The organism is Paraburkholderia sp. RL18-101-BIB-B, assembly GCF_046026985.1.
Classification (GTDB): Bacteria; Pseudomonadota; Gammaproteobacteria; order Burkholderiales; family Burkholderiaceae; genus Paraburkholderia.
The window spans coordinates 41802-67867 of sequence record NZ_JARESV010000005.1 but is presented as its reverse complement, the minus strand read 5'-3'; the positions used below and the strand labels follow the sequence as shown (position 1 = coordinate 67867).

The 26066-nt window shown below is 63.9% G+C and carries 23 protein-coding genes and 1 riboswitch; of the genes, 12 read left to right on the top strand and 11 right to left on the bottom strand.

Annotation, left to right across the window (positions count from 1 at the left end; all coding sequences use genetic code 11):
- The first annotated feature begins 44 nt into the window (after positions 1 to 44).
- The gene (locus tag P0D73_RS10955) at positions 45 to 2315 is read left to right on the top strand and encodes a xanthine dehydrogenase family protein molybdopterin-binding subunit (protein WP_408178574.1); all 2271 of its coding nucleotides are present in this window, start codon (positions 45 to 47) and stop codon (positions 2313 to 2315) included.
- A gap of 48 nt (positions 2316 to 2363) precedes the next feature.
- Positions 2364 to 2825 carry a (2Fe-2S)-binding protein gene (locus P0D73_RS10950; protein WP_132383888.1) on the top strand — a complete coding sequence of 154 codons (462 nt, stop codon included), beginning with the start codon at positions 2364 to 2366 and terminating at the stop codon, positions 2823 to 2825.
- A 234-nt stretch (positions 2826 to 3059) separates the two neighbouring features.
- On the opposite strand, the gene P0D73_RS10945 is transcribed toward P0D73_RS10950, so the two are convergent.
- Together P0D73_RS10945 and P0D73_RS10940 are read right to left on the bottom strand one after the other, a co-directional pair.
- A complete protein-coding gene (locus tag P0D73_RS10945; RefSeq protein ID WP_408178575.1) occupies positions 3060 to 4682 on the bottom strand; it encodes an NAD(P)-binding protein in 1623 nt (540 codons plus the stop codon).
- Positions 4682 to 6196 (bottom strand): polyamine aminopropyltransferase, encoded by a 1515-nt coding sequence (locus P0D73_RS10940; protein ID WP_408178622.1) that lies wholly within the window; start codon positions 6194 to 6196, stop codon positions 4682 to 4684. The genes P0D73_RS10945 and P0D73_RS10940 overlap by 1 nt, the downstream gene beginning before the upstream one ends.
- 142 nt (positions 6197 to 6338) lie before the next feature.
- Between P0D73_RS10940 and P0D73_RS10935 the strand changes: the two genes are divergently transcribed.
- The 4 genes from P0D73_RS10935 (at position 6339) to speD (ending at position 9862) form a co-directional block, all read left to right on the top strand.
- The gene (locus P0D73_RS10935) at positions 6339 to 6725 is read left to right on the top strand and encodes a DUF350 domain-containing protein (protein WP_408178576.1); all 387 of its coding nucleotides are present in this window, start codon (positions 6339 to 6341) and stop codon (positions 6723 to 6725) included.
- 64 nt (positions 6726 to 6789) lie between these two features.
- Positions 6790 to 7794, top strand: coding sequence for an SPFH domain-containing protein (locus P0D73_RS10930; protein ID WP_408178577.1), 1005 nt, complete (start codon positions 6790 to 6792; stop codon positions 7792 to 7794).
- Positions 7795 to 7803: 9 nt separating this feature from the next.
- The gene (locus tag P0D73_RS10925) at positions 7804 to 9330 is read left to right on the top strand and encodes a DUF4178 domain-containing protein (RefSeq protein WP_408178578.1); all 1527 of its coding nucleotides are present in this window, start codon (positions 7804 to 7806) and stop codon (positions 9328 to 9330) included.
- Between the two features lie 157 nt (positions 9331 to 9487).
- Positions 9488 to 9862 (top strand): adenosylmethionine decarboxylase, encoded by a 375-nt coding sequence (speD, locus tag P0D73_RS10920; protein WP_408178579.1) that lies wholly within the window; start codon positions 9488 to 9490, stop codon positions 9860 to 9862.
- A gap of 77 nt (positions 9863 to 9939) precedes the next feature.
- Here speD and P0D73_RS10915 read toward each other — a convergent pair whose 3' ends face one another.
- The 8 genes from P0D73_RS10915 to P0D73_RS10880 all read right to left on the bottom strand — a co-directional run bounded on the left by P0D73_RS10915 (position 9940) and on the right by P0D73_RS10880 (position 19730).
- Positions 9940 to 11466, bottom strand: coding sequence for an efflux transporter outer membrane subunit (locus P0D73_RS10915; RefSeq protein WP_408178580.1), 1527 nt, complete (start codon positions 11464 to 11466; stop codon positions 9940 to 9942).
- The gene (locus P0D73_RS10910) at positions 11463 to 12473 is read right to left on the bottom strand and encodes an efflux RND transporter periplasmic adaptor subunit (protein WP_408178581.1); all 1011 of its coding nucleotides are present in this window, start codon (positions 12471 to 12473) and stop codon (positions 11463 to 11465) included. The genes P0D73_RS10915 and P0D73_RS10910 overlap by 4 nt, the downstream gene beginning before the upstream one ends.
- Complete coding sequence (locus tag P0D73_RS10905; protein ID WP_115778589.1) at positions 12470 to 12679, bottom strand: DUF1656 domain-containing protein; 210 nt, start codon at positions 12677 to 12679, stop codon at positions 12470 to 12472. The genes P0D73_RS10910 and P0D73_RS10905 overlap by 4 nt, the downstream gene beginning before the upstream one ends.
- Positions 12680 to 12734: 55 nt before the next feature.
- Complete coding sequence (locus tag P0D73_RS10900; protein WP_408178582.1) at positions 12735 to 14837, bottom strand: FUSC family protein; 2103 nt, start codon at positions 14835 to 14837, stop codon at positions 12735 to 12737.
- A 6-nt stretch (positions 14838 to 14843) separates the two neighbouring features.
- Entirely contained in the window at positions 14844 to 15446 is a 603-nt protein-coding gene (locus tag P0D73_RS10895) for a MarR family winged helix-turn-helix transcriptional regulator (protein WP_408178583.1), read from the bottom strand.
- A gap of 117 nt (positions 15447 to 15563) precedes the next feature.
- Positions 15564 to 17222 (bottom strand): response regulator, encoded by a 1659-nt coding sequence (locus P0D73_RS10890; RefSeq protein ID WP_408178584.1) that lies wholly within the window; start codon positions 17220 to 17222, stop codon positions 15564 to 15566.
- Between the two features lie 3 nt (positions 17223 to 17225).
- The gene (locus tag P0D73_RS10885; RefSeq protein WP_408178585.1) at positions 17226 to 18743 is read right to left on the bottom strand and encodes an ATPase domain-containing protein; all 1518 of its coding nucleotides are present in this window, start codon (positions 18741 to 18743) and stop codon (positions 17226 to 17228) included.
- Positions 18744 to 18827: 84 nt separating this feature from the next.
- Positions 18828 to 19730, bottom strand: coding sequence for a LysR family transcriptional regulator (locus P0D73_RS10880; RefSeq protein WP_408178586.1), 903 nt, complete (start codon positions 19728 to 19730; stop codon positions 18828 to 18830).
- A 164-nt stretch (positions 19731 to 19894) separates the two neighbouring features.
- On the opposite strand from P0D73_RS10880, the gene P0D73_RS10875 reads away from it, so the two are divergent.
- From P0D73_RS10875 to P0D73_RS10855, 5 genes are all read left to right on the top strand, one after another.
- Positions 19895 to 20947 (top strand): porin, encoded by a 1053-nt coding sequence (locus P0D73_RS10875; protein ID WP_408178587.1) that lies wholly within the window; start codon positions 19895 to 19897, stop codon positions 20945 to 20947.
- Between the two features lie 75 nt (positions 20948 to 21022).
- A complete protein-coding gene (locus P0D73_RS10870) occupies positions 21023 to 22099 on the top strand; it encodes an alpha/beta hydrolase (RefSeq protein WP_408178588.1) in 1077 nt (358 codons plus the stop codon).
- Positions 22096 to 23454 (top strand): MFS transporter, encoded by a 1359-nt coding sequence (locus tag P0D73_RS10865; protein WP_408431331.1) that lies wholly within the window; start codon positions 22096 to 22098, stop codon positions 23452 to 23454. Before P0D73_RS10870 ends, P0D73_RS10865 begins: the two co-directional genes overlap by 4 nt.
- Before the next feature lie 19 nt (positions 23455 to 23473).
- Positions 23474 to 24478 (top strand): alpha/beta hydrolase, encoded by a 1005-nt coding sequence (locus P0D73_RS10860; RefSeq protein WP_408178591.1) that lies wholly within the window; start codon positions 23474 to 23476, stop codon positions 24476 to 24478.
- Between the two features lie 66 nt (positions 24479 to 24544).
- Entirely contained in the window at positions 24545 to 24985 is a 441-nt protein-coding gene (locus tag P0D73_RS10855) for a hypothetical protein (protein WP_408178592.1), read from the top strand.
- Between the two features lie 18 nt (positions 24986 to 25003).
- Here P0D73_RS10855 and P0D73_RS10850 read toward each other — a convergent pair whose 3' ends face one another.
- Positions 25004 to 25591, bottom strand: a complete 588-nt coding sequence (locus tag P0D73_RS10850) for a histidine phosphatase family protein (RefSeq protein WP_408178593.1) — start codon at positions 25589 to 25591, stop codon at positions 25004 to 25006.
- Positions 25592 to 25679: 88 nt separating this feature from the next.
- A riboswitch (adenosylcobalamin (AdoCbl) riboswitch) is annotated at positions 25680 to 25833 on the top strand.
- A 2-nt stretch (positions 25834 to 25835) separates the two neighbouring features.
- On the opposite strand from P0D73_RS10850, the gene P0D73_RS10845 reads away from it, so the two are divergent.
- Entirely contained in the window at positions 25836 to 26057 is a 222-nt protein-coding gene (locus P0D73_RS10845; protein ID WP_408178594.1) for a CbtB domain-containing protein, read from the top strand.
- Positions 26058 to 26066: the final 9 nt, after the last annotated feature.

The window sequence follows — 26066 nt, the reverse complement described above, 5'->3', positions numbered from 1 at the left end:
TTTCACAGCTTCCCAGCCATCGTGCAAGCTGATCGAACCATGCCATGTTGAAACGCAGAACCTTTCTGCTCGGCGGCGCCGGCGCTGTCGGCGCGTTGCTGGTCGGCTGGTCGGTGCTGCCGCCGGGGCAGCGTTTGACCGCCTCCATGCCGCTGCCGGCGCAAGGCACGCAGGTGCCGCTGAACGGCTGGGTCAAGATCGCCGCCGACAACAGCGTAACGATCATGATGTGCAAGGCGGAAATGGGGCAGGGCATCCACACCGGCCTTGCGATGCTGCTTGCCGAAGAACTGGACGCCGACTGGTCGCAGGTGCGCGTCGAAGACTCGCCCATCGACAAGATCTACAACAGCGTCCAAGCCATCATCGACGACCTGCCGTTTCGCCCCGACGACGACAGCACCGTCAAGCGCACCACCGTCTGGATGACCCGCAAGCTGGTGCGCGAAGCCGGCACGATGATGACGGGCGGTTCATCGAGCATCAACGACCTATGGACGCCGATGCGCGAAGCCGGCGCCTCGGCGCGCGCCATGCTGATCAGCGCAGCGGCCGCGCAATGGAAAGTGCCGGCCGGTGAATGCCGCGCTGAAGGCGGTCAGGTGCTGCACCCGTCGGGCCATAAGGCGAGCTTCGGCGAATTGTCGTCGATGGCCGCGCAGCAGGCGCTGCCGCGCAAGGTGGCGCTGAAAGATCCCGCCGACTTCAAGCTGATCGGCAAACCGCTACGCCGTATCGAAGCGGCATCGAAGATCAACGGCACGGCGCGTTTCGGCATTGACGTGCTGCCGGACGGCCTGCTCTACGCGAGCGTCGAGATGTGTCCAACACTGGGCGGTTCGGTGGCAAAGTTCGACGCAACGGCCGCCGGGAAAATGCCGGGCTTCATCAAGGCGTTCGCCGTCGCGCCGTACAGCGGCGGTACCGGCGGTGTCGCGGTGATCGCCGACAACCCGTTTCGCGCGACAAACGCGGTTGCCGCCATCGACGTGACCTGGCATGACGGCCCGGCAGCGAAGCTCTCGAACGCGGACGTGGACCGCCGGCTTGCGCAAGCACTCGACGACAGCGACGGCCACGCGTACTACCACCTGGGCGACGTCGATGCCGCGTTGAGCCGGGCGGCGCGCACCGTCAGCGCCGAATATCGCGCGCCGTATCTCGCGCATGGCGCGGTCGAACCGCTCAACTGCACCGTGCAGGTCGCGGACGGCGCGGCCACGGTTTGGGTCTCCACGCAAATGCCCGGCCTCGCGCGGCATCATGTGGCGAAAGTGCTGGACCTCGATGTCGACAAGGTCGACGTGCAAACGCTTCTGATCGGCGGCGCATTCGGACGTCGTCTGGAGCTGGATTTCATCGCTCAGGCCGCGGCGATTGCGCGCGAGGGCGGTGGCCGTCCGGTGCAGACCCTCTGGTCGCGGGCCCAGGATTTCACGCACGACTTCTATCGTCCGGCATGCCTGTCGCGGCTGAAGGCCGGTTTCGACAACGACGGCAAGCTGGTGGCGTGGCAGGCCACGTCGGCGAGTCAGGCGATCGTGCCGGAAGCGCTCGCGCGCTACTACGGCGCCCCGCGCCTTCCCATCGACAAGACCACCTGCGAAGGCGCGTTCGATCAGCCCTACGAATGGCCCGCCGCGCGTGTCGCGCACAAGATCGTCGAATTGCCGGTGCCGGTCGGGTTCTGGCGCTCGGTCGGCCACTCGCATCAGGCGTTCTTCACCGAGGGCTTCACCGACGAACTCGCCGTAGCGACCGGCAAAGACCCGATTGCGTTTCGCGCCGCGCTGCTCGAGCAGCATCCGCGGCATCTGGCGGTGTTAAAGCGCGTCGTGGCGTTGTCGGACTGGGAACGTCCGTTGACGCGTGCCGCCGACGGCGCGCCGCGCGCGCGTGGCGTCGCGTTGCACGAGGCGTTCGGTAGCGTGGTCGCGCAGGTCGCGGAAGTGTCGATCGGGCCTGGTAATAAGATTCGCGTGCATCGGGTGGTCTGCGTGATCGATTGCGGCATGCCGGTGAATCCGAATCTGATTCGTCAGCAGATGGAGAGCGCGGTCGTCTTCGGTCTCTCCACCGCGTTGCAGGACGAGATCACGCTCGTCAACGGCCAGGTGCAGCAGAAAAACTTTACGGATTTTCCCGTGGTGCGGATCGACGATTGCCCAGTAATCGACACGGACATCATGCCCAGCCAGATGCATCCGCAAGGCGTGGGCGAAGCGGGTGTGCCGCCGGTCGCGCCGGCGGTGGCCAATGCGGTGTTCAAGCTAACCGGCCAGCGTTTGCGCTCGCTGCCGTTGAAGCTCGCGTGAAGCACCCCGGATTCAAAAACTTAGGGACTAGGACGAAGGAGACAGCCGATGGGATCGCTGAACATCAACGGCCGGGCGGTGGCGGTACAAGCCGAGCCCGACATGCCGCTTCTGTGGGTGCTGCGTTGCGAACTCGGTATGACCGGCACCAAGTTCGGCTGTGGCCTGGGTATTTGCGGCGCGTGCACGATCCATGTGGATGGCGAGCCGAGCTTTGCCTGTCAAACGCTCATGTCGAGCCTGCACACGCAGAAGATCACGACCATCGAAGGCTTGCAGGGTCCTGAAGCACAGGCATTGAAGACCGCGTGGATCGATCTCGACGTGGTGCAGTGCGGCTACTGCCAGAGCGCGCAACTCATGGCGGCCTGCGCGTTGCTCAAGCACAATCCCAAACCGACCGACGCCGACATCGACACGGCGATGTCGCACATCGTATGCCGTTGCGGCACCTATCCACGGGTACGTGCGGCAATCCACCAGGCGGCGGCAAAGCGCCGCCCCGCGTAATGCCGCCGACGTGTTTCGTGTTATCGAAAGAGCCCGCCGCGCGTGCTCAACCTGCCAGCAATTCCACCACGGCGACGACCGCCGCAAAAATGCCGATGCAGCCGCCCAGCGTGGCTGCGCTTTTCATGAATTGCGACATACATGTCCCCGTATTGAGTAGTTGGTGATATGTATTTAACCCGAAATGAAAGCTAAAAGAAAGCTAATAAAAATAATTCGTAAGCTCGGTGGGCATCATCGCAAAACACGGTTTGCCGCCAGCACGCCCCAATAAGACGCCTCCTCGAATAGCGACATGCCGGACAAATCGGCATGCGCGAACAGGATCGGGCCGTCCAGGTCGCGCAAGGCGAGCAACCCCGGACGGCTCAGGAAGCCGACATCCGGCGTAGCCATGGCGTGGCCGCGAACGGTGATTTCCAGGGCCGCGGCATGACGCCACAGATCGCGGCCGTAGGCGGGCACCAGTTCGATCGCGGCCTGCGTGCGCAGGTCGTCGGGATGCGCGGCGGCCAGCCAGCGGCGCGTGTCGTCGGGCGTCTTGAGGTCGAGCGCCTGATACGCCGAGAACACCGAGCGCTGCGGCGGCGACAGACGAATCAGTTGATGCGTCGAGACCACGTAGCCGAGACCTTCGCCGCGATACACGACGTTGTCCCACGCGAGCGGCACACCCTGCGCTTCGCGCGGCATGCCGTCCATCAGGAAGTTGGAGACGAGCCACGGCGCGCGCGGTGGCAGATCGCGCGACGCTTCGAAACCGCTAGCGGCCAGATTCGGTATCACGTGTTGCGCGACGAAAAGCGGCATCGCGCACACCACGCGGCGCGCTTTCAGTACGAACGTGCTGGGTACGTTCTGCTTGTCGATGCGCACGCACAGCACTTCAATGCCGCTGGTTTTTTCATCGACGCGTGCGGCGAAGCCCGGCAGGGACCACGTATGTTCTTTGCCCACGCGACTTGTGATCGACGCGCTCAGTTTGGTCACCATGCCGTGCAGCCCGTCGGGCCAAGTCAGCACCGCGCCATCTTCGGCATTGCGCGCATGGCCGCCACGCGACGAGAAGTAATGCAAACCGGCCCACGCGGAGACGCGTTCATAGCCCGCGCCGAAATCGTCGCGGCAGGCGTAGTTCAGATACCAGTGCAACGAGGGCGCGCTGTAGCCTTCGTCGACGAGCCACTGTTTGAACGAGCGCTTGTCCAGCGCACGCCAATTCGGATCCTGCGACGACTGCGCCAGCGGAATGCAGAACACCTTGCGGCCGTCATTGCCGAGGGCGGTGCGCAACGCATCGGTATAGGCGAAAAACCGCTGCTGCTGCGCGAGTTCCGCGTGACTCACGCCCAGCGTCGGCACGAGTCCGTCCTGCCATTGGCCGTCGATCAGCAGGCGTTCGTCCGGCGCGTGGACCAGCACGCGCTCATCGAACACGGGCCGCGCGGTGAACGGATCGGCCTCGATCACGCCGAGGTCGGCGAGCATGTCGCGCAAGTGCGTCGATTCCATCGACGGCAAGGGCAGATAGTGCGCGCCCTTCGGATAACCGAGATCGCCATACTGACCACCCGCCGCATTGCCGCCGAATTCGGGCCCGGCAAGTAGGACGAAATTCTTGTGTCCCGCGCGCGCGAGTTGCCACGCGCACGACAAACCCGCCGCGCCCGCGCCGAGAATCGCGATGCCGGTTTCGATCGTGCCGGACGGCGGCGGCAAGCTGCGATGGTCGCGCAACGCGTGGCCCTCGCGCATGCCGGGGCTGTCCACCACCGGCGTCGTCTCGATCCAGCCGGTGCGGCCGCAACCGGTGAGCGTTGCCGCCGCGCCGGCCAGCAGAAAAGTGCGGCGGTCCATCAGCGGAGCACGTGCTTCCAGTCCTCGTCGAAAAGACGGACGAGCGGCTGGTCGTTCAACTGGTTCGGCGCCATCGGTAACGCGGGCATGTCGGCGGGGAAGTGAAACATTTCGACGGCGGTTTGCGCGTCGAGCCAGCGCATGGGCTCCGAGTAATGCGTCGGGATCGTATAGTCGCGGCGTTTGCCGGCGATCACGAAACCCCAGTCGCCAAACGAGGGCACATAGCAGTGATAGGGCCACGTGTTGAAGCCCGCTTCGCGCAGCGTATCGACAATGGTCCAGTACGCGTGCGGCGCGAAATACGGCGAGGTCGATTGAATCACCGCATAGCCGTTCTCCGACAGATGCCGTGCGAGCATGCGATACACCGGCACCGAGTACAGGCGCCCCAAACCGAAGTTGGTGGGATCGGGAAAGTCCACCACGATCGCGTCGAACACGTCGGCGTTGGATTCGAGCCAGCGCACGGCGTCGTCGTTGATCACATGCACGCGCGGGTTTTTCAGCGAGCCTTGATTGAGTTTGACGAGCGGCGCGGAATTCGAAAAGAGCCGCGTCATGGCCGGATCGAGATCGACCAGCGTGACGGTTTCGATGTTGCGATGCTTGAGGATTTCACGCACCGCGAGGCCATCGCCGCCGCCGAGCACCAGCACGTGCCTGGCCCACGGCAACGCTTCGAGCGTGGGATGAATCAGCGCTTCGTGATAACGATGCTCGTCGCGCGAAGAGAATTGCAGATTACCGTTCAGGTACAGACGCATGTCGTCGTGCCATTGCGTGAGCACGATGCGCTGATAAGGCGTGGTTTCGGAAAAGATCGTCTCGTCGCCGTAGAGGCCGTGTTCGGCCCAATGCGTGAGGCGTTCGGACAGCGCGAAACCGGCGCCGAGCAGACTGATCACCAGCGCGGCGCGCGCCAGCTTGGCCGGCACGTTGCTGATTTCCGCGCGAAACGTGTGCGTGGTCCACAACGCGACCAAGGCATTGAGAATGCCGAACAGAAAGCCGGTACGCAGCAGGCCGAGGCGCGGCGCGAGTACGAGCGGAAACAACAGTGAGACCGCGAGAGAACCGAGATAGTCGAAACTCAACACGTCGCTGACGGTATGGCGAAACGCCTGGCGGCGTTGCTGGAAGGCGCGCATCACCAACGGAATCTCCATGCCGATCAATGCGCCGAGCACCAGCACCACCGCGTAGAGCGCGGCGCGAAACGGCGTGGACAGCCACGCGAATACGCCGAACAGCATGGCCGCCGACAAACCGCCAATCAGCCCAACCAGCAATTCGATATCGACGAAGCGATCGAGCACGTCATCGTCGTCGATGAACTTGGCGAGCCACGAGCCGACACCCATCGCAAACAGATAACAGCCGATCACCGACGAGAATTGCAATACCGAGTCGCCGAGCAAATAGCTCGACAGCGTACTGCTGATCAGTTCATAACCCAATCCGCATGAAGCCAGAACCAGTACGGAGAGAATCAGCATGCGATTATGTTTAATCATCGCGCTGGGCACTCCGGTCCGATGTGGATATACTGGCGGCGATTTCGGCGAGCCTTCGAACGGCGCTGCCCGCATAATCATGGCCGGCAGAATCGGCATGCATGTTGGCATGCTCGGCATACACAATCCGGGGGAATAAATGGGTGATGCCTTTTCTTATGGGATTCATTTACTGTCGGCGTTTGTGCTGATCCTCGGATTCGCGGCAGTTTACCTCAAGGTCACACCGTTCGACGAACTGGCCCTGATCCGCGAAGGCAACGTTGCCGCGCTCCTTTCCTTTGCCGGCGCGCTGATCGGCTTCTGCCTGACGCTCGCCTCGAGCATTGCGCATAACTCCACGCTGATGTTGGTGCTGATCTGGGCCATCGGCGCCATGGTCGTGCAGGTCGCGACTTACGCATTGCTCACACGCCTTTTGCCCGGCATGAATGACGGCATTGAAACGCGTAATACGGCAATGGGCGGTTTGATGGGCGCGGCTTCGCTGGTGGTCGGCATTATTAACGCAGCCTGTCTGACCTGATTTGCGTTTAACACATTTCCACGTTAATGCCTGATAAGCGGGCGCCTCGCGCGAGGAGTACATGATGAGTTTCGGTTCGTTTATTCGCAAGCAATTTGTCGACGTCCTGCAATGGACGGAAGATAGCGACGGCGTATTGGCCTGGCGTTATCCAATGGAAGACCAGGAAATCCAGTACGGCGCGCAATTGACGGTGCGCGAATCGCAAATGGCGCTGTTCGTCAACGAAGGGCGCATTGCCGATGTGTTCGGCCCCGGCCTCTACACGTTGACCACGCGCACGCTGCCGGTGCTGACCAGTCTGCGCAATTGGGACAAGCTGTTCCAATCGCCCTTCAAGTCCGACGTGTACTTCTTCAGCACGCGTCTGCAACTCGGGCGGCGCTGGGGTACGCCGCAACCGGTCACGATTCGCGATAGCGAATTCGGCCTCGTGCAGGTGCGGGCGTTCGGGATCTATTCGTACCGCGTGGTGGATGTGCCGTCGCTTCATCGCGAGATCAGCGGAACGCGCGCGGTCTATACCGTCGACGATCTCGAGCAGCAGTTGCGCAACCTCGTCGTCACGGCTATGAGCGTGGCGTTCGGTTCGGCGGACGTCGCGTTCGTGGATATGGCGGCAAATCAGGAAGTGCTCTCGCAGCGGATCGGCCAGGCGCTCGCGCCGGTGTTCGCGCGTTACGGCGTGGCGCTCGATTCGTTCACGGTGCAGAGCGTGTCGTTGCCGGAGGCGCTGCAAAAGGCACTGGACGCGCGTATCAGCGTGGGCGTGAGCGGCGATCTGAACAAGTTCGCGCAGTACCAGGCCGCGCAATCGATCCCGCTCGCCGCGCAGAATCCCGGCGGCGTGGCCGGTGTGGGCGCGGGTATCGCAGCGGGCGCGGCGATCGCGCAAACCATGACGGGCGCGCTGAATCAACCTGCTCAAACGCCACCTGCGCAAGCCCCGGCCTCGAACGATTACGTCGAGCGTCTGCAGCAACTCAAGACCCTGCTGGACAAGGGCCTCGTCACCGAAGACGACTATGCGAAGGCGAAAGCCGAGATCCTCGCGAAGCTGACAAAATAAACGCACTCGATGTTCAGTACTTCGTGTCCTCAATGCGGCGCGCCGCTCGAATTCCGCTCCGCCGCGGCCGTCATGGCCGTGTGCGGATCGTGCCGCAGCACCTTGCTCAAACGCGGCGAGGCGGTCGAACGGATCGGCGAAATGGCCTCGGTATTCGAGGACTATTCGCCATTGCAACTCGGTGTGACGGGCCGCCATGAGTCACGTGTGTTCACGCTGCTCGGCCGCATTCAATTGCGTTACGACGCGGGCTACTGGACCGAGTGGTACGCCGCTTTCGACGACGGCAAGTTCGGCTGGCTTTCCGATGCCTCAGGGCAATACGCGGTCACCACGCAACAGAATCTCGACGGCAGCGCCGACGAGCCACCGCAGTTCGATTCGCTGCGCCCGGGCGTCGGCTTTCACTTCGGCGGCAGGCGTTATCTCGCGTCGGATATCCGCACGGCGCAATGCGTCGGCGGCGAGGGCGAGTTGCCGTTTCGCGTGGGCGACGGCTGGCAGGCGCGCGTCGCCGACTTCCGCTACGAAGACAAATTCATCACACTGGATTACTCCGACGCCGAACAGCAGTCGGGCAAGCCGGTGGTCTATGCGGGTGCGTCGGTGGAACTGGACACGCTCGCCTGTCAGGGCTTGCGTGACGAAGCCGAGATTCGCGAGTCGGAGGGCCGTTATCGTGGCGAACTGGGTGTGTTCACGTGCCCGAGTTGCGGCGCGTCGCTCGAATGTCCGGTCGGTGTGGCGAACTATGTGATCTGCGGCTCGTGTCATGCGGGCGTCGATTGCAGCGCCGAACAGGTCACGCTGTTTTCGAAGAAGCGTGAGGTCGAGTCGATCGAAACGGCGCTGCAACTCGGCGCGAGCGCGACCTTCGACGGCGCGAAATATACGGCACTCGGCCTCATGCGCTGCCGCACGCCGGACGGCGAATCGAGTTGGGAAGAATATCTGCTGCACAACCTCGAACGCGGCTTTCTGTGGCTCGTGCATGGCGAAGGCCGATGGGAACGTGTGGACGTGCTGAACAACTGGCCGATGATTAGCAAAGACGGCCAGGTGCTCGAAGGCGGCAAGACCTATCGCGAACGCGAGCGCTACGACGCGGTGGTCGCTTACGTGGCCGGCGCATTCAACTGGCGGGTGCAAGTGGGCGATAAGACGTCGATCACCGATTTCACGTGGCGCGACTTCAAGATGACGCGCGAGACGACGGCCGATGAAATCGTCTGGTCGCGCGCCAAGCCGTTGAGCAATAGTAGGGTTGCGGAACGATTCGGTGTGCCGGCGCTGGCGGCGGAAACAGCGCGCCGGCGTGCGGCCAAATCCGCCAGCAGCGAAGCAAAACCGGCGCGAGAAGGAATCACGACGGCCGGCTTCGGTCCCTGGCCGTGGATCGCTACCTTCGCGATGGTCTTCATCAACTTCGGCAAGCTATTCGAATTCGACGGTTCGACGGTGCTGGCGATCGTCGGCATGGTGGCTTTGTGGGCGCCGGAGTGGATCTGGCGCGCCTTCCACGAAGAGTCGAGGTGAGCGTGAGGCAAATCTTATATGTGCTTTACGCGCTCGTTGTGATTGTCATGTTCAGTTGCACGTCGATGACCGGAAGCGGCGGTGGTGGTTATGGCGGGACGTCCGCGCGCAGCGGTTATTCGTCGTATGGGTCGCACAAGTGAGGGCGGCGACGGCCATGTCCGTGCCTGCGCCGCGTGATGCCTATGGCACGCATGTGTTGGCCGATCTCGGCGGTATCGCGGCGGACATGCTGCGGGATCCCGCAGCGCTCGAGGCGATTCTGTTAAACGCGGCTAAGGCTGCGGGCGCTACGGTACTCTCCGCGCACTTTCATCACTTTGGCGGCGAGCATGGTGTGACGGGTGTCGTGCTGCTCGCGGAATCGCACGTCACGATTCATACGTGGCCGGAGCATCGCTTCGCCGCGCTCGATATTTTTATGTGCGGCAAGGCGCGTGCTGAAGATGCGGTCGCGCAGATCGCTCGGGAGTTAAAGGCGGAAGCGCGGAATGTGCGCACGTGTGAGCGCGGAGTGGTGCCGCCGCGGTAGATCGGTCGGCAAGCGGATTGTCTAAAGCGAACCTTGATAGGCTGGCCGCGTTAGACAATCACAAATGAAAAGCCGCTTTAAGGCGCTTTCGCTGCAGCCGTCGGCACCGGCGTTGCCTTAACCGGCACCGCAGCCGCTGGCGTCGAACTGCCGGACGCGTTCTGCGGATCAACTTCCCACCCTCCGCCAAGCGCGAGGAACAGATTGACCTGATCGATCGCCACCTGGCCATCCGCAGCCGCCGCCTGTGACTTCGTCGACGTCAGCGTGCGCGTCGCATCCAGATCCGAAATAAACGACTCACGTCCCGCGCGATACAGCCGGTGCGTTTCATCCGCCGACTCGGTGGCCGACCTCACCGCGGCACGCAGCGCGTCGGCGCGGGCGTAGTCCGACGCGTAGGTCGCGAGACTGGTTTCGGTCTCGCGCAGCGCGGTCAGGACCACGCCGTCGAACTTCGCCAACGCCACCTGGCTCGACGCCTGTGCTTCACGCACGCGGCCACGCGCGCCGTTCGCCGGGAACGTCCAGCTGATCAGCGGACCGAAGCCCCAGCGCGCCGTGGGCGACGTGCCAAGGTCTTCCAGAATGCCTGTCAAACCCGCCGACGCACCGATGCTCACCGTCGGATACAGCGCCCCGGTAGCGACGCCGATACGCGCGGTGGACGCCGCCAGTTGACGCTCTGCCTCGCGCACATCCGGTCGGCGCTTGAGCAGCGCGGCGCCGTCGCCGACTGGAATCGGCTGACGGATTTGCGGCAGCCTGTCGCAAGCGAGCACGGCCGGCGGCAGGTCGGACGGCGCGCGGGCAAGCAGCGCCGCGAGGCGGTACTGCGCGATCTTGCGGCGCGCTGTATACCGCGGAATATCGGCCGACAACGTATCGACCTGGGTCTGCCCGCGCGTCACGTCGGGCTGATTGCCGCGGCCCGCGTCGCGCAGGCGGCGCGAAACGTCCACGCGCTGTTTCTGCAAGGCCAGCGACTGTTGCGCGATCCTGAGTTCCTCGGCGGCCGAACACTGCTCGACGTAAGAGCGCACCACGTCCGCCACCACGGTGATCCGCGCGAGTTCGCCCGCGGCCTGCACGGATTCGGTGTCCGCTTGCGCCGCTTCCACGCCGCGCCGCAGCTTGCCGAACAGATCGATTTCATACGAGACGCTGATGCCGATGTCGCCTTCATTCACGACCGGCAGTTTCTCGGTGAGCAGGTATTGTTCGGCGGACTCCTGCGCGCGTTCGATCAGCGCCGACGTCTTGCCGGAAAATCCGCCTTGTGCTTGCGCGACGCCTAGCGCTTCACGCGAGCGCGCCAGATTCGCGGCAGCGACGCGCAAGTCGGTGTTCGATTGCAGCGCCTGGTCGACGAGTCCGTTCAGCACTGGATCGTCGTATAGCTTCCACCACACGGGCGGCACGTTCTGACGCGTCGTCAGGGACGTATCGGCGCCTTCGATCGGCGCATTGGCGAGCGGCGCGTTGACGAGCGCCTGTTGCGGCAACGAGTAGTTGGGACCGACGTTGATGCAGCCGTTCAGCGCGACTGCCAACGGCAATAGCGGCAGCAACGGCAATAAGGGCAGGGCGCGCGACAGCTTCATTGCGAGGCGCCCGATGATGAGACCGCCGCCGACGCCGGCTGTGCAGCCGAGCCAGCCGGAACAGCAGACGTAGCCGACGCCGACGCCGAAGCCGCTACCGCACCCGACGCCCCCGCATCCGGATGCTTCTTACCGCCAGGCGACAGATCACGCACCGACACAGTCGCCGTGCGCCCGGCAATCATGCGGAAATCCGCAGGCACTTCATCGAGCGCCACACGCACCGGAATCCGTTGCGCGAGCCGCACCCAACTGAACGCCGGGTTCACATTCGGCAGCAGATTCGAGCCTTGCGTGCGGTCGCGATCCTCGATCGCGGCGACGATGCTCTGCACGTGTCCACGCAACACGGCCGGCTCGCCCATCACCGTGATATCGACTGGCTGACCGATGTCGATGCCACCCAGCTTGGTTTCCTCGAAATAGCCATCGACACGGAACGAATGCATGTCCACCACCGAAACCACCGCCCGCCCCGCCGCGACATATTCGCCAACGCGCGGCGCGCGGTCGTTCAGATAACCGTCGACCGGACTCGCGATCGTGGCGCGCTGCAAATTCAGCTTCGCCGTATCGATAGCCACATTCGCATCAGCGAGCGCGGCCTCGCCCTGTTCGACGCGCGAACGGCTTTCTTCCGACACCTCCGCCGCGACCAGGTTGCCGAGCTTGCGGTTACGCGCGTCTTCGCGGCGCGCCTGATCGAGCGTGGCGCGGCGTTGTTGCGCGGTGGCCTGCGCCTGGCGCAGCGCGAGCGTATAGCGGGCCTGATCGATCACGAACAGCACCTGGCCTTGCTTGACCTGCTGGTTGTCCACTACCTCGACCGACGAGATCAGCCCCGAGATGTCCGGTGCGACCTGGATCACGTCGGCGCGCACGTGTCCGTCGCGGGTCCAGGGCGCGAACATGTAGTAGCCGACCAGTTTCCACAGCACGAAGGCGGCGACGACGACGACGATCAAGGTCAGCAGAATTTGACCGACGGAGAACCAGGTTTTTTTCACGTTATTAGTCTGTGCGAAACGACAACGACAAGGCCCAGCACCAGCACATAGATGCCGAGATCGAAGATGGAGCGATGCCAGACGAAACGGTAAAAGCCGACGCGCGCGAGCACCGTGCGAATGGCCAGGTTGATCAGATACGCGACCAACATCAGCACGAGCACGGCCGGCACGAACACGCCGAAGATATCGATTTCACCGATCATCGCGGGAAGTGGAAAAGGGTGGAGAGGGCTGGAAAGTCGCGACGAGTTGGGCGCATCAGGCAGCGGCCTCCGGTTCGGGCGGCGTCGGTGTCGTCAGCGTGGCCGGAAACAGCGAAAGACGCAAGCCGACCAGCGCGTGCAGCGCTTCACGCAACCGGCGTGCCGAGGTTTGCGAGGTCGCGCTCGGCGCATCGGCGTTGGCGAGCCCTTGTGCCGTCACGCGCGCCACGGCGGCGTCGATCGACGACATCAGGCTGTCGGGCACCGGCTCGCGCTTGCGGCGATTGACGCAGCTTTCATAGTACTGACGCACGTCGTCGAGCACGTGATCGATCGCGGCGGGCGCTTCGCCGCCCAGCTTGTGGGTCAGGCGGCGCAGATCGAGTGCGTTGAAGGCGATGCGCAGATCGCGAAAGCTTTCGATCGACGGATGGCGATGGTCGTCGGTCGCGGCAAGGCGCGGGATCAATTGCATCAGGCGGTCGAGCATGCGCGCGGCGAGGTTGCGCGGATCGTGGATCGGCCGCGTCGATGCCGTGAGCGCGACGTCGGCCCAGCTCGAACGCAGCAGACGGGCCGCCGCGAGTTCGGCGCCGAACGGCCGCGTCACGCGCGTCCACAGATACGCGTAAAGCAAGCCGGCGAGGCCCGCGAGATTGCTGTTCATGAACACCAGGAAGTTGGCGTCGTACGCGTCCTGAATGCTGATGAAGGTGGCCGTGTTCACGGCGACCAGCACCGTGGCCAGGTTGAACTGCGGGCGCGGGATCAGCGTGCCGACGAAGATGAACGGCGCGGCGAACATGATCACCAGCATAGGAAAGTCATGCACGTGCGGCAGCACGACGAACAGATAGACGCCCGCCGCCACCACGCTGATCGCGGTCGCCACGAAGAAGCGGAACACGAACGGCGCGGGTTCGTCGAGCGCGGCGAAGAAGCAGCACGCCACGGCCGCGAGCGTGACCGCGCTCGCGCCGTCGTTCCAGCCTGAGCTGATCCACAAACTGCACGCGAGAATCACGGCCGCCGCCGCCGAGCCGGTGGAGAACAGCATGATGCCGTGATCGTAGAAGCGCTCGGTGCCGCCCAGCCGCCAATGACGGAAGCGCGGGCGCCACGAGCCTTCTTCCCGCGTGATGATGATGCGCAGCGAGCGGCAGTCCTGCCAGACGTCGATCACCTGTTTCATGCGCCACAGTGCGTTCGAGAGCAGCGCGCCGTCCCAGCCCGCGAGTGCGGACGGCGGCGGCTGCATCGCCGCGATGCGCTCGCGCAGCGCGTCGGCGGTCGGGTCGGGGTGATCGCCCTCGCTCACGGTGGGCATCGGCTCATTGAACCATTTGATGACGTCGGCGAGCAGGCTTTCCAGAGCCTCGGGCCACGTCTGCCGGCCGCTGTTGTAGAGCGCGATCAGCGGATCGGCGAGCGACGACATGATCGGCAGCAGCAACTGCATGCGTCCGCGCAGTTCATGCGTGCGCGCCAGCACGTCGGGCCGCGTGTGATCGTAGGCAAGCTGGCTCAGCAGCAATTCCAGACCATTGATGGTGGCCGCGATGCGCTGCCGGGCACCCGAAATCGCCGAGCCGGCAATCCGCCCGGAGAGCGTTTCGGTCGCATAGAAGGCGGCGTCGCGAAACCATGCGTCGGTTCGCTCGATGATGGTCGGCGCAAGCCGGCTCGGAAACAGCGCGCCGCCAACAATGCTCGCGCAAACGATGCCGAGCGTGATCTCTTCGGTACGGCTGACCGCGAGATCGAACACGCCGCCCGGATTGGTCACCGAGGGCAGCGCGATGATCGGCATCGTATAGCCGGCCAGCAGGAACACGTAGCTGCGCGCGGTGCGGTCGAACACCGCCAGATACAGGAGCGTGCCGGTCCAGAGCGCCACGATCACGCTGAATAGATACGGCGATTCGACGAAGGGCGGCACCAGCAGCACCGCGGCCGAGGCGCCGAGCATGGTGCCGAGCGCGCGATAAAGCGCCTTGGAACGCGTCGCGCCGACAAACGGGTTCGACACGATGTAGACGGTCGCCATCGCCCAATACGGCCGCGGCAGTTCGAGCGCGAGGCCGATGTAGAGCGCGATCATCGCCGCGGCAAACGTCTTGACGGAGAACAGCCAGTCGCGAAGGGAAGGGTAGACCATAAACCGTTACGCCGGATCGTTGGCGCTGTGCGGCGCGGCGGTGTCTGCTTTGCCTTTGTTCGCTTTGGTAGCCTTGCGGGGTTGGCTGGCGTGCTGCGTTGGTTTGACCGACGCGCGTTGAACGCCTTCATCGCGGTCCGGATCGCCGCTGGGATCGCTGTTCTGATCTGCACGTTCGCCGGCGTCGGCCGTGAACGCGGCCAGCACGCGCAAGGTCGCTTCGAGATCGCTGCGCGAGACGTCTTTCAACGCCAGCGCCCGCAACGTGACCAGTTCTTCTTCCATTTTTGCGGTGACGGCGCGGCCTTCTTCGGTGAGCACCACGGTTTTCGCGCGGCGGTCTTCGGGGTCTTCGTCGCGACGCATCAGACCTGCGGCGCACAGTTGATCGAGCAACCGCACCAGCGAGGGCCCTTCGATGCCGATGTGATCGGCGAGCGTGACCTGGCGCACCGCCGCGCCGAGGCGGCTGGCGGTCAGGAGCGGCGTGGCGCACGCCTCGGAGACATTGAAGGCCGCCAGCACGCCGTGACTCGTGCGCCGCCATTTTCGGGCGGCGACGACCAGCGTGCTGCTGACTGTCCGGCGCAAGGTATCGAGATTCGACATGGCCGGTATTGTATTTCCAAAAAATTCGTTAGCAAACTATTGAATTGGAATTTTTTGTGACGGCGCGATGTGGCCGCGTGCGTTGACAGGCGCCGGGGTTCGCCATGCAAACGTCGCTCAAGCCGCGAGTCCGAGCCTTACCGTACGCGCCAGATCATCGAGTTGAAAAGGCTTGCGCAAAATCGTGCAGCGCTTCACGGCCAGCCCGGAAATGTCCACGTCCGCATAACCCGTTGCGAGGATCACCGGCAAATCCTCGCGCATCTTGCGCGCCTCGGCGATCACGTCGATCCCGTTCATGCCGGGCATCGCGAAGTCCACCATCAGCAAGTCCGGGTTGTCGTCCTGCAAACGATTCAGGCCCGCGCGTCCGTCGGCGGCTTCGGTCACGGTGTAGCCGAGCATTCTCAGCGACTCGACCAGCATGGCGCGCACCTCGCCGTCGTCTTCGACCACCAGGACGCGCTTTTCGCCGACCACGTTCGCTTCCGCATCGGACGCCGCTTCGGCCTGCGGCGCCACGCGCTCGCGCAACGGCAGCCAGATCTCGACCGTGGTGCCCACGCCTTCCTCGCTGAACAGACGCGCCGTGCCGCCAGCTTGCCTCGCAATGCCGTAGACCTGACTCAAGCCGAGCCCGGTTCCCTTGCCGATTGGCTTGGTGGTGAAGAACGGATCGAAGACGCGCGACACCACATCGGCCGGCACACCCGAGCCGGAATCGGCGACTTCGACCACTACGTAGCGGCCTTCATCGAGTGTCTGATCGGGCGCCTCGCGCACCTTCACGCAAATGCCGAGCTGGCCGCCGCCCGGCATGGCATCGCGCGCGTTGATGGCGAGATTGAGAACGGCCAGTTCGAGCTGATTGGCGTCGGCCTGTGTCCACATCTCTTCGCCATCGAACTCGTTGGTATAGCGGATGCTTGAACCGAGCGACACCGTGATGATGTCGCGCATGCCTTGCAGCAACGCCACCACGTCCACCGCTTTCAGATCGAGGTTGCTGTTACGCGAGAAAGTGAGCAACTGTCCCGTCAGTTTTGCGCCGCGTTCGGTCGCGCGTTTGACGGTGGCGGCCATGCCGCGAAGGCGCTCGTCACTGCTCACGCGCGCAATCAACTCCGCGTTGACCATGATGACGTTCAGCAGATTGTTGAAGTCGTGCGCGATGCCGCCGGTGAGTTGCCCGAGTGCTTCCATCTTCTGTGATTGCACCAGCACGGCCTGCACTTTGGCGCGCTCGTGAATTTCCATCATCAGCCTGTTGTTGGCGGAGGCGAGTTCGTGAGTGCGTTCGGCGATGCGGCTTTCCAGCGAGTCGTTCAATTGCACCAACGCCTCTTGCGCTTCGATCCGCTCGGCCAGATGGCGGCGCGATTCGTATTGCCGCGCGCGTGCCCGCAATGACGACGCTACCGCGCGCCGCAACGTTTCCGAATTCAGCGGGCGCTCGAGCACGACCACGTTGCCGAGCCGTTCGAGCACTTCCAGGCCACGTTCGGAACGATGTCCGAGGCGTGAGGCGGCGAGCAGAATGAACGGGAAATCGGACCATGCTGGCTGTTGTTCGAGCCAGGTGAAAAGCCGGATCGCATGGTTGCCCGCGAGCGCTTCTTCAGCGATCAACGCGGCGCCCGCACCCGCGTCCAGCGCCGCGGTGAGCGTGTCGGCATCGCGGCACGCTACGCAAAGGCGCTTATCTTTGTGCAGCACTTCGGCAATCACATCGGCGTCGCGGCCAAACGGCGCCAGGATGAGGACGCGTTGCTCCATGACTTACTGCCCAGACGTGTCGATGACGCGGTTCGTCGCACCGAGCAGCGCGGTGCTGCCGCGATAAGCCGGCAGTCCGGAGAGCACACCTTCGAAGTCACGCAGCGCCTCGCCCACTTCCACGCCGTTGCCGCCGAGCCGGAACTGGCGGATCGAACGCTCGTGGGCATTGGCGCGGCTCTTAACGGCCGTCACGGCGGTGAGCACTTCGCCGTGGTGTTCGAAATAACGGAACAGCACGACCACGTCGCTTAGATAGCTGATGTCGATATCGTTCTGCACCTCGCCGATAATGCCGTGCTGTCCCAGCACGAGCATCGTGATGATGCCTTGCTGGTTCAGATAGCCGAGCAGTTCATGCATTTGCAGCAGCAGATAGCGCTCGCCGGGCATGGCCTGGAGATAGGCGTTCAGGCTGTCGATCGCGACGTACTTGACGTCTCTCTTCTCGACCGATTGGCGCACGTCGCTGGCGAATTCGCCGGGCGAGATTTCCGCCGGATCGATCTGGCGCAGCGTCAGCAGGCCGCTCTCCACGTGCGGCGCCAGATGCATGCCGAGCGTCGCGCAGCGGATCATCAGCGTGACGAGGGTCTCGTCGAACACGTAGTAGACGCAGCGCTCGCCGCGTTCGAGCGCCGCGACGAGGCACGACACCACCGTGGTGGTCTTGCCGACGCCCGAAGGGCCGATCATCAGCGCATTGGTGCCGGGGATCAGACCGCCGCCCAGCAACGCGTCGAGTCCCAGCGTGCCGGTGCTGACCGCTTCGGTGTCGAACGTCGCGTGGTGTTCCGCCGCGACGAGGCGCGGATACACGTGGATGCCGCCGGTGTCGAGCGTGAAGTCGTGGTACCCCTCGCGGAATTTGATGCCGCGCATTTTGGCGATGCGCGCGCGCCGCCGGTTGCCGCCGTAGTCGTGCACGAGATTGTCGAGGCTGATCACGCCGTGCGCGATGCTGTGCAGCTGCACGTCGCCGGGATCGGCCGAATTGTCGTCGAGCAGCAGCACCGTGCATTCACGGGTGGCGAAATAGCGCTTGAGCGCGAGAATCTGCCGCCGGTAACGCAACGGGTTCTGCGACAGCAGACGCAACTCGGAAAGGCTGTCGAGCACGATGCGTGCGGGTTTGAGTTCGTCGACCTGCTGGATGACGTTGCGCACCGTCTCGCCGAGTTCGACCTCGGCCGGGTGCAGCACGGTCTGCTCGTACTGCGGGTCGAGACCCTCGTCAGACACCAGCTCGAGAATGCTGAAGCCGCCGATGTCCCAGCCGTGGCTTTCAGCTACCGAGATCAGTTCGGAGCGGGTTTCGGACAAGGTGATGTACAAGCCTCCCTGTCCTTCTTCGACACCCTTGAGTAAGAATTGCAAGGCCAGGGTAGTTTTACCTGTACCGGGCGCACCTTCCACGAGGTACATGCGGTGCGGCGTGAGACCGCCTCCCAGGATGTCGTCGATTCCTTCGATTCCCGAGGAAAGGCGGGCCGGCTTGGCGGCGGCTTGTCTGTTTGACATGGCGTAGCGTTTTGGCGTCGATGAATGGCTGGTGGTTGTTCAGCCGGTACGGCGAGAACGCAATATCTGTGCCCATCGACGCGGTCATCCAGCAGCGCGCTCCTTCACCAGTTGAATGAAGCGCGTGGCCGCGCTGTTATGCAACGCCGTCGGATAGGCGAGGTGCAGCGGCGCGCTGAGTTTCGAGGGGTTCGCGAGCGTGCAATACACGGTGCCCACCTGGTCGTAACGCTGCATGGAAGCGGGCACCAGCGTCACGCCCAGACCTGCCGCAACGAGGTTGATGCCCGACACCATGCGCGGCACTTCACGGGCAATGCGCGGGACGAAGCCGGCCTGCCGGCACGCGGCGAGGATATCGGCGTACATGCCGGGTGCGCCTGGGCGGCGGACCAGAATGAAGTCTTCGTGCGCCAGCGCTTTCAGCGACACTTGCGGCCGCTTCTTGCCCTTGAGCAACGGATGACCGACCGGCAACACCACGACCATCGGCTCGTCGAGCAGCAACTCGAACGCCACGCCTTCGCGCGCGTCGACCGGCTTGCGTAGAAACGCCGCCTGTATCTGGCCCGCGGCCAGACGCTCGATGATCTCCGCCGCGTTGAGTTCGGCAAGCTCGACGGCGACCTCGGGGCACACCGCGCGAAACGCGCGGATCGCCTCGGTCGTGAACGGATGAAAGGCCGCGGAACTCGTCAGCCCGATCGAAATCGTGCCGAGCTCGCCGCGCGCAATCCGGCTCGCCTTTTCGACCGACTGCTGCAGATTCTGCAGCAAGCGTTGCGTGTCTTCCGCAAAGGCCTGGCCGGCCGGCGTCAAGGTGACGCCACGCGGCATGCGCACGAACAGTTCGAAGCCGATCTCTTCTTCCAGCGTTCGAATCTGCTGCGAGAGCGGCGGCTGTTGCATGGCCAGCCGCTCTGCCGCGCGCGTGAATTGGCCTTCTTCGGCGACCGCCAGAAAGTAACGCAGATGCCGCAGCTCCATGGTGTTTCGTCTCCCGGACAGCGCTCGAAGGTCGGCTCGCTGCCATATCGAATAAATATGGGTTGTGCTTAAAACAGGTATTTTACATTTGCCACGGCCGATCCTACGATCTCGTCCATCGCATAGGAAATGAACGCGAAATAAAACAAAACGTGGAGACGTCAATGAAAAAACAATGTGCGGTGGCCACCCTGGCCGTCATGAGTTGCGCCGGCGCGCATGCGCAAGCATCGGTCACGTTATACGGTGTGATCGACACCAACCTCGAATTTCTCAACCATGCCGGCGCCGGCGGCGGCTCGCTGGTCCGCGAGAATTCCGGCGGCTTGAGTAATTCGCGCTTCGGCTTTCGCGGTGCCGAAGATCTCGGCGGCGGCAACAAAGCGTTCTTCATTCTCGAAGCGGGCTTCAACGGCAACGACGGCACCAACGCGAGCGCCGGCGTGCTGTTCAACCGCACGGCCGCAGTGGGACTTTCGAATGCCTACGGCGCACTGTCGGCGGGCTTGCAGTACACGGCGATGTACGACACGCTCATCAAATACGACCCGATGGTGTTCGGCCAGCAATACACGTGGATGCCGACCACCGGATCCGTCGACGGCTTTTCGTTCAAGGCGCGCGTGAACAACTCGGTCAAATATGTGGGCCGCTTCGGCGGTTTGACGGCGACGGCGGATTACAGCTTCGGCGGCTCGGCGGATTCGTTTCAGAGCAGCGCGGCCTACGGCGGCGCGCTCGATTACGACATGGGCAGCTTTGCCGCCGCGGTGGCCTACGACTACCGCAACGGCGCGATCAACTCGACCGGCATGTGGACCAAGTCGCGCAACTGGAGCGCCTCGGCGCGCGAGCAGCTCGGCGACGTCACGCTCATGGGCGGCTATGAGCACTATTTGTTTAACCCGACCAAGGGCAAGTCGGTGTCGTCGGCATTGTGGTTCGGCGGCGTGCGTTATCTGATCGCGCCGGCTTTCCGCCTGACGGCCGCCGCGTACTACCAGAGCAACAAGGCGGACAACGTGTCGAACTCGTTGATGGGCGTGCTGGGGGCGGACTATATTCTTTCGAAGCGAACCGATGTGTACGCAACGGTCGCGTATGCCGCGTCCACGCACTACGCTAACGACCAGTACACGCCCGTCGGCCTGACGAGCGACACCGCATTCGGTCCGAACCAGACCGGTGTGACGCTCGGTATTCGCCACCGGTTCTAAGTATTCGGTTTTTCAACGACGGATTCGACGATGCGCCGCGTTCAAGACAGTACACGGCGATCAGGAGCAAGCTGCATGACTTTCAATCTTTCACGACGTATTGGGGTGCTGTGTGCGTCAACCGCCGCTGCCCTGCTAGCGACGCTCGCGCAACCCGCGCTCGCGGTCCATGCTTACGAGCCGCATCTGAAGCCGGTGGCGACGATCTCGGATACGCGCTTCACGATCGACACGCCGCAAGGGCACGCGGAATTTCCGCTGTATCTGTCGAAGGATTGGAACGTCGCGCAGCCGCAAGTGACGCGCGCGGTGATCGCGATTCACGGCAAGCTGCGCAACGCGGACGTGTACTTTCGCACCGCGCAGAATGCTCGCGATGCCGCACACGCGGACCCCGACGCCACGCTGTTGATCGCGCCGCAATTCCTCGCCACGCTCGACACGCGCGTGCATGACGAACCGGCCGATCTGCTGCGCTGGACCGGCGACGCCTGGATGGGCGGCGAAGCGGCGCGCGCGCCGCTGCCGATCAGTTCCTACGAGGTGCTCGACGCGATCGTCGCGCGTCTCGCCGATCGCAAGCTGTTTCCCAATCTGCGGCACGTGGTGTTTGCCGGGCATTCGGGCGGCGGGCAAGTCGTGCAACGCTACGCCGTCGCGGCGCGCAACATCGCCGCGCTGACCGGCGAGGGCATCGACGTGCGTTACGTCGTGGCGAGCCCGTCCACGTATGCCTATTTCGATGCGCAACGGCCCAACGCGCAAGGCATTGCCGCGCCGTTCGATGCCGCGCAATGTCCCGACTTCAATCAATGGAAATACGGCATGGACAACCGGCCGCCCTATCTCGACGACCGAACACCCGCGCAACTCGAAGCGACCTATGCGGCGCGCCGGATCGACTACCTCGTCGGCGGCGCGGATGACGATCCGCAGCAAAGCGCGCTCGACAGAACCTGCGCCGCCGAAGCGCAAGGGCCGCAACGCGTCGCGCGCGCCGAGGCGTACTACCGGTATATCCAGTCGCGTCATCCGAACGGTTTGAAGCAGCGCTTTCATATCGTGCCGGGCGTGGGGCACAACGGCGCGCGCATGCTGACGTCGGTGTGCGCGCTGGCGGCGATGTTCGACACTCCGGGATGCGAGCAATGAGCGAAGCGACCTTCAATCAGCGCGCCGGTACCGCGTCCGAAGGCGACGCGTCGAACGGCTTGAGTCCGTCGATGGTGCGGCGCGCGATCTTCGCCTCCGTCCTCGGTAACGGCTTAGAGTGGTTCGACTTTCTGATCTACGGCTACTTCGCGAAGATCATCGCGCAAGTGTTCTTTCCCGGCGGCAGTGGATTCGTGTCGATCATGCTGACGCTCGCCACGTTCGCCGTCGGTTTCATCGTGCGGCCGATCGGCGGCATTCTGCTCGGCATCTACGCGGACCGCGCGGGGCGCCGCAAAGCGCTTTCGCTGCTGATCATTTCGATGGCGGCCAGCACGCTGCTGATGGGTCTCACGCCGGGCTATGCGCGCATTGGCATCGCGGCGCCGCTGCTGGTGGTGCTCGCGCGCCTGTTGCAAGGGCTCTCCGTGGGCGGACAGTTCGCGACGGCATCGGCGATGCTGGTCGAGTATGCGCCGCCGCACAAGAAGATGTTTTACGGCAGCTTCAATATGTCGGCGCAGGCGTTCGCGTTGCTGCTGTCGTCCGGGGTCGGCTATCTGCTGACCACGCAACTCACGCATGAGCAACTGGTGGCGTGGGGCTGGCGTCTGCCGTTTCTGTTCGGCGCGTTGGCGGGGCCGTTTGGCTTTTACATCCGGCATCGCGTGGCCGAATCGCCGGAGTTCGAGCGGCTGCTCGATCACAAGGACAAACCGCCGCGCGTCACGATCCGTCAGTTCTTCCGCGACAACGGCGATGCGGCGATCTGCGCGATGGGCGTGATCATCATCGGGGCGGCGACCAATTATGTGTGGCACTCGTATCTGTCGTTGTATGTCGAACGGCAATTGCATTTGCCGCTCTCCACCGCGTTGCTCGGCGCGTTCGTGTCCGGCGTGCTGAATCTGTTTCTGTTTCCGCTGTCGGGCAAGCTCGCCGATCGTTATGGCGCGTACAGGCTGTTCTATCCGATCGTGATCGCGTGGATGCTCTGCGTGTATCCGCTGTATCACTTCGTCGTGACGAACCCGACGCCGGGGCATCTGTTCATCGCGCAGATGATCGCCACGGTGTTCCTCGCCGCAATGTCCGGTGCGCATCCCGGCATGCTCGCGACATTGTTCCCGGTGCGCAGCCGTTCGGCGGGCGTAGCGCTCTCGTACAACATCGCGGTGACGCTGTTCGGCGGCATGGCGCCGCTCACCATCACCGCCTTGACGCGCGTGACCGGCAGCAGCCTCACGCCCGCGTTCTACCTGATTTTTGCCGGCTTCGTGTCGCTCGCGATGGTGTACTTCACGCGCGCCGGACGCATGTCGGGCGGCGCGGCGGCGAGGCCCGCCACCCATTGATCAACCACGAGCCTATTGCATGACCCAGCCTTTCATCACAGACGACGAACGCGCGCCGAATGAACATCCGGTCGCTGTTGTCGCAAGCCGGCATCTGAGCGTCACGACGCAAGCCGGCAGCGGCACCGTGCCCGTGTTTTCGAACGGCGACTGGCTAGCGCCGACGCGCGAAGTCCAACGCGCCGTGATTCTGATTCATGGCCGCCTGCGCAACGGCGACACGTATTTCGAACTCGCGCAGCGTTCGTGCGCGCTCGCCGGCGGCAGTGCGGCCGATACGCTGCTGATCGTGCCGCAGTTTCTCGCGACGGCGGATGTCGAGGCGCACGAGGTGCCGCCGTCCACGTTGCATTGGGACTGGACGAGCTGGATGGGCGGGGAGAACGCGGAAGGTCCCGCGCCGATCAGTTCGTTCGATGTGCTCGACGCCATTCTGCATACGCTTGCTTCGCGCGAGCAGTTCGCGTCGCTTGCCGAGGTGGTGATCGCGGGGCACTCGGGCGGCGCACAAGTCGTGCAGCGCTATGCGGTGGTGGCGCGCGACGAGGCGCCGCTCGCGGCGCGCGGCATCGCGCTGCGCTACGTGGTCGCGAATCCTTCGTCGTATGTGTACTTCGATGCGATGCGGCCGGTTGCGTCCGGCGAATTCGCGGCGTTCGATCGGGCGATGTGTCCGTCGTTCAATCGCTGGAAATATGGGCTCGAGGATTTGCCGGGCTATGCGGGCGACGCGGCTTCTGCCGCAGCGCTCGAAGCGCGTTACGCGCAGCGTGACGTCACCGTGCTGCTCGGCGGCGCGGATTGCGATCCGCAGCATCCGGCGCTCGACCGTTCATGCGCCGCGCTGACGCAAGGGGAACACCGGCTCGGGCGCGGGCTGGCTTATGCGCGCTATATGGCGTTGCGGCATCCGGAAGGATTGGCGAAGCACCGGACGTATGTGATCGATGGTGTCGGGCACGATGCCAAGGGGATTTTTGCTTCGGCGCAGGGGCTGGCGGCTTTGTTTGGTACTGGGCTGTGAGTGCGCATGGGCACGAAGCGTGCTACCGCGCTAATACCTGTGAGTGACTTCAAGGACCGCGCCGACATGAATAGAATCCGAATACTTGCCACCGCGCTTGCCGCTGCATCGCTAGGCGCGTTGCTGACCGGCAGCGCATATGGCGACGATGCGCCTAGCCCGTGTACCTCACTGAAACGGATCGTCGCGGCCGCCCCTGGCGGGCTCGCTTCATTGACGCCGGACGATGGCAAGGGCGTCGCGCAACCTTACGGCGACGACGCGCAATGTTCGGCGAGCCGCGGTGCGTATCAATGCAGCTGGACGCCGCATCACGACGCCGGTTCGAATGCCGACGCGCTGCAAGCAGTCGCAGCGGACATCGCGTCGTGTCTGCCGGACGCCACGCACGATCAGAATTCGCCGGGACGTCAGCACTTTTATCTGGGTGCGAAGGGCAAGCGGACCGACATCACGCTGACGCCGACCGGTTCGAACAAGCTGCGTCTGGTGGTGTCGGGTAAGTAAGCCGCCGCACGAAGGTGGCTAGTGTGACGCCGGCCACCATGTCCAGCCGCGCGACGAGCGCCGTAACTCGATCATCGAAAGCGGCGCGATTTCAATGCGCGGAAACACGGCGGGCGATGCCCCTAGCGCATGCACGATCGCTGCCCGGAGCACCGGCGCATGGGTGACGGCGATCACGTCGAGCGCATGATTCGGTGCACGATCCTTCGCGCCGTTTAGCGCGTCGAGCCATTCTCCTACCCGTTTCACGAGTTGACTGAACGACTCGCCGCCGTGCGGCGCGGCGTCGGGATCGCGCGCCCATGCGGCGAGGTCTTGCGGCGCTTTGGCAGCGAGGTCGGCCAACCGCCGCCCCTGCCATGCGCCGTAGTTCATATCCGCCAGACCGGCGTCGACCGATGCCGCGAGGCCCAGGGCGGCTGCCGTCTCGCGCGTGCAGGCGGCCGGGCTGACGAAAGCGTCCGCGTCGTCCGCGATCTCCAGACGCGTACGCGCCGCTTGGGCTTCGGCGAGGCCGCGGGCGTCGAGCGGGTCGTCGGCGGGAAAACGGCCTGCGCGCTGGGCGGCGGTCGATGCGTGGCTGATCAGTAACAGCCGAGTGTCCATTCTGTTCATGTCCTGTGAAGCCGCGCCCCGAAGGCGAACGCGAGCGGGATGAAGCGTACGTTTTGCGTTGCCGGGTGCCGAAGTTTAGCGCGTAGAATAGCGGGACTGCGAAGCGCGGAAGCCGGTGAGAGCCCGGCGCGGTCGCGCCACTGTAATCGGCAGCACAAGCCGAAAGCCAGACCTGAGCTTCGCACCAATCCTCTGCAATGACTATCGGGGCGCGTTACCCCAGGAGATGTCCATCATGAACGACGCTGTTTTCGATCCCGCCAACCAGCCTGTTGCTCAACCCACGCCGATTCCGCTGCGCGAGTTGTTGCCCTGGGTCGTGTTCGGCGGTTTGCTGTTGTTGCTCGCGCTTTACTTCGTGGGTGCGGAACAGGGCGCCACCTCGCTGGTGCCGGGCATGTACGTGCATGAGTTCGTGCACGACGGCCGCCATCTGCTCGGCTTTCCCTGCCACTAACGGAGTCGA

Coding starts and splice junctions, on each gene's coding strand:
- P0D73_RS10860 (WP_408178591.1), top strand. CDS start 23,474: ATGACCCAGCCTTTCATCACAGACGACGAACGCGCGCCGAATGAACAT.
- P0D73_RS10955 (WP_408178574.1), top strand. CDS start 45: ATGTTGAAACGCAGAACCTTTCTGCTCGGCGGCGCCGGCGCTGTCGGC.
- P0D73_RS10870 (WP_408178588.1), top strand. CDS start 21,023: ATGACTTTCAATCTTTCACGACGTATTGGGGTGCTGTGTGCGTCAACC.
- P0D73_RS10880 (WP_408178586.1), bottom strand. CDS start 19,730: ATGGAGCTGCGGCATCTGCGTTACTTTCTGGCGGTCGCCGAAGAAGGC.
- P0D73_RS10865 (WP_408431331.1), top strand. CDS start 22,096: ATGAGCGAAGCGACCTTCAATCAGCGCGCCGGTACCGCGTCCGAAGGC.
- P0D73_RS10895 (WP_408178583.1), bottom strand. CDS start 15,446: ATGTCGAATCTCGATACCTTGCGCCGGACAGTCAGCAGCACGCTGGTC.
- P0D73_RS10845 (WP_408178594.1), top strand. CDS start 25,836: ATGAACGACGCTGTTTTCGATCCCGCCAACCAGCCTGTTGCTCAACCC.
- P0D73_RS10850 (WP_408178593.1), bottom strand. CDS start 25,591: ATGGACACTCGGCTGTTACTGATCAGCCACGCATCGACCGCCGCCCAG.
- P0D73_RS10950 (WP_132383888.1), top strand. CDS start 2,364: ATGGGATCGCTGAACATCAACGGCCGGGCGGTGGCGGTACAAGCCGAG.
- speD (WP_408178579.1), top strand. CDS start 9,488: ATGTCCGTGCCTGCGCCGCGTGATGCCTATGGCACGCATGTGTTGGCC.
- P0D73_RS10930 (WP_408178577.1), top strand. CDS start 6,790: ATGAGTTTCGGTTCGTTTATTCGCAAGCAATTTGTCGACGTCCTGCAA.
- P0D73_RS10945 (WP_408178575.1), bottom strand. CDS start 4,682: ATGGACCGCCGCACTTTTCTGCTGGCCGGCGCGGCGGCAACGCTCACC.
- P0D73_RS10875 (WP_408178587.1), top strand. CDS start 19,895: ATGAAAAAACAATGTGCGGTGGCCACCCTGGCCGTCATGAGTTGCGCC.
- P0D73_RS10885 (WP_408178585.1), bottom strand. CDS start 18,743: ATGTCAAACAGACAAGCCGCCGCCAAGCCGGCCCGCCTTTCCTCGGGA.
- P0D73_RS10935 (WP_408178576.1), top strand. CDS start 6,339: ATGGGTGATGCCTTTTCTTATGGGATTCATTTACTGTCGGCGTTTGTG.
- P0D73_RS10890 (WP_408178584.1), bottom strand. CDS start 17,222: ATGGAGCAACGCGTCCTCATCCTGGCGCCGTTTGGCCGCGACGCCGAT.
- P0D73_RS10855 (WP_408178592.1), top strand. CDS start 24,545: ATGAATAGAATCCGAATACTTGCCACCGCGCTTGCCGCTGCATCGCTA.
- P0D73_RS10925 (WP_408178578.1), top strand. CDS start 7,804: ATGTTCAGTACTTCGTGTCCTCAATGCGGCGCGCCGCTCGAATTCCGC.
- P0D73_RS10905 (WP_115778589.1), bottom strand. CDS start 12,679: ATGATCGGTGAAATCGATATCTTCGGCGTGTTCGTGCCGGCCGTGCTC.
- P0D73_RS10915 (WP_408178580.1), bottom strand. CDS start 11,466: ATGAAGCTGTCGCGCGCCCTGCCCTTATTGCCGTTGCTGCCGCTATTG.
- P0D73_RS10900 (WP_408178582.1), bottom strand. CDS start 14,837: ATGGTCTACCCTTCCCTTCGCGACTGGCTGTTCTCCGTCAAGACGTTT.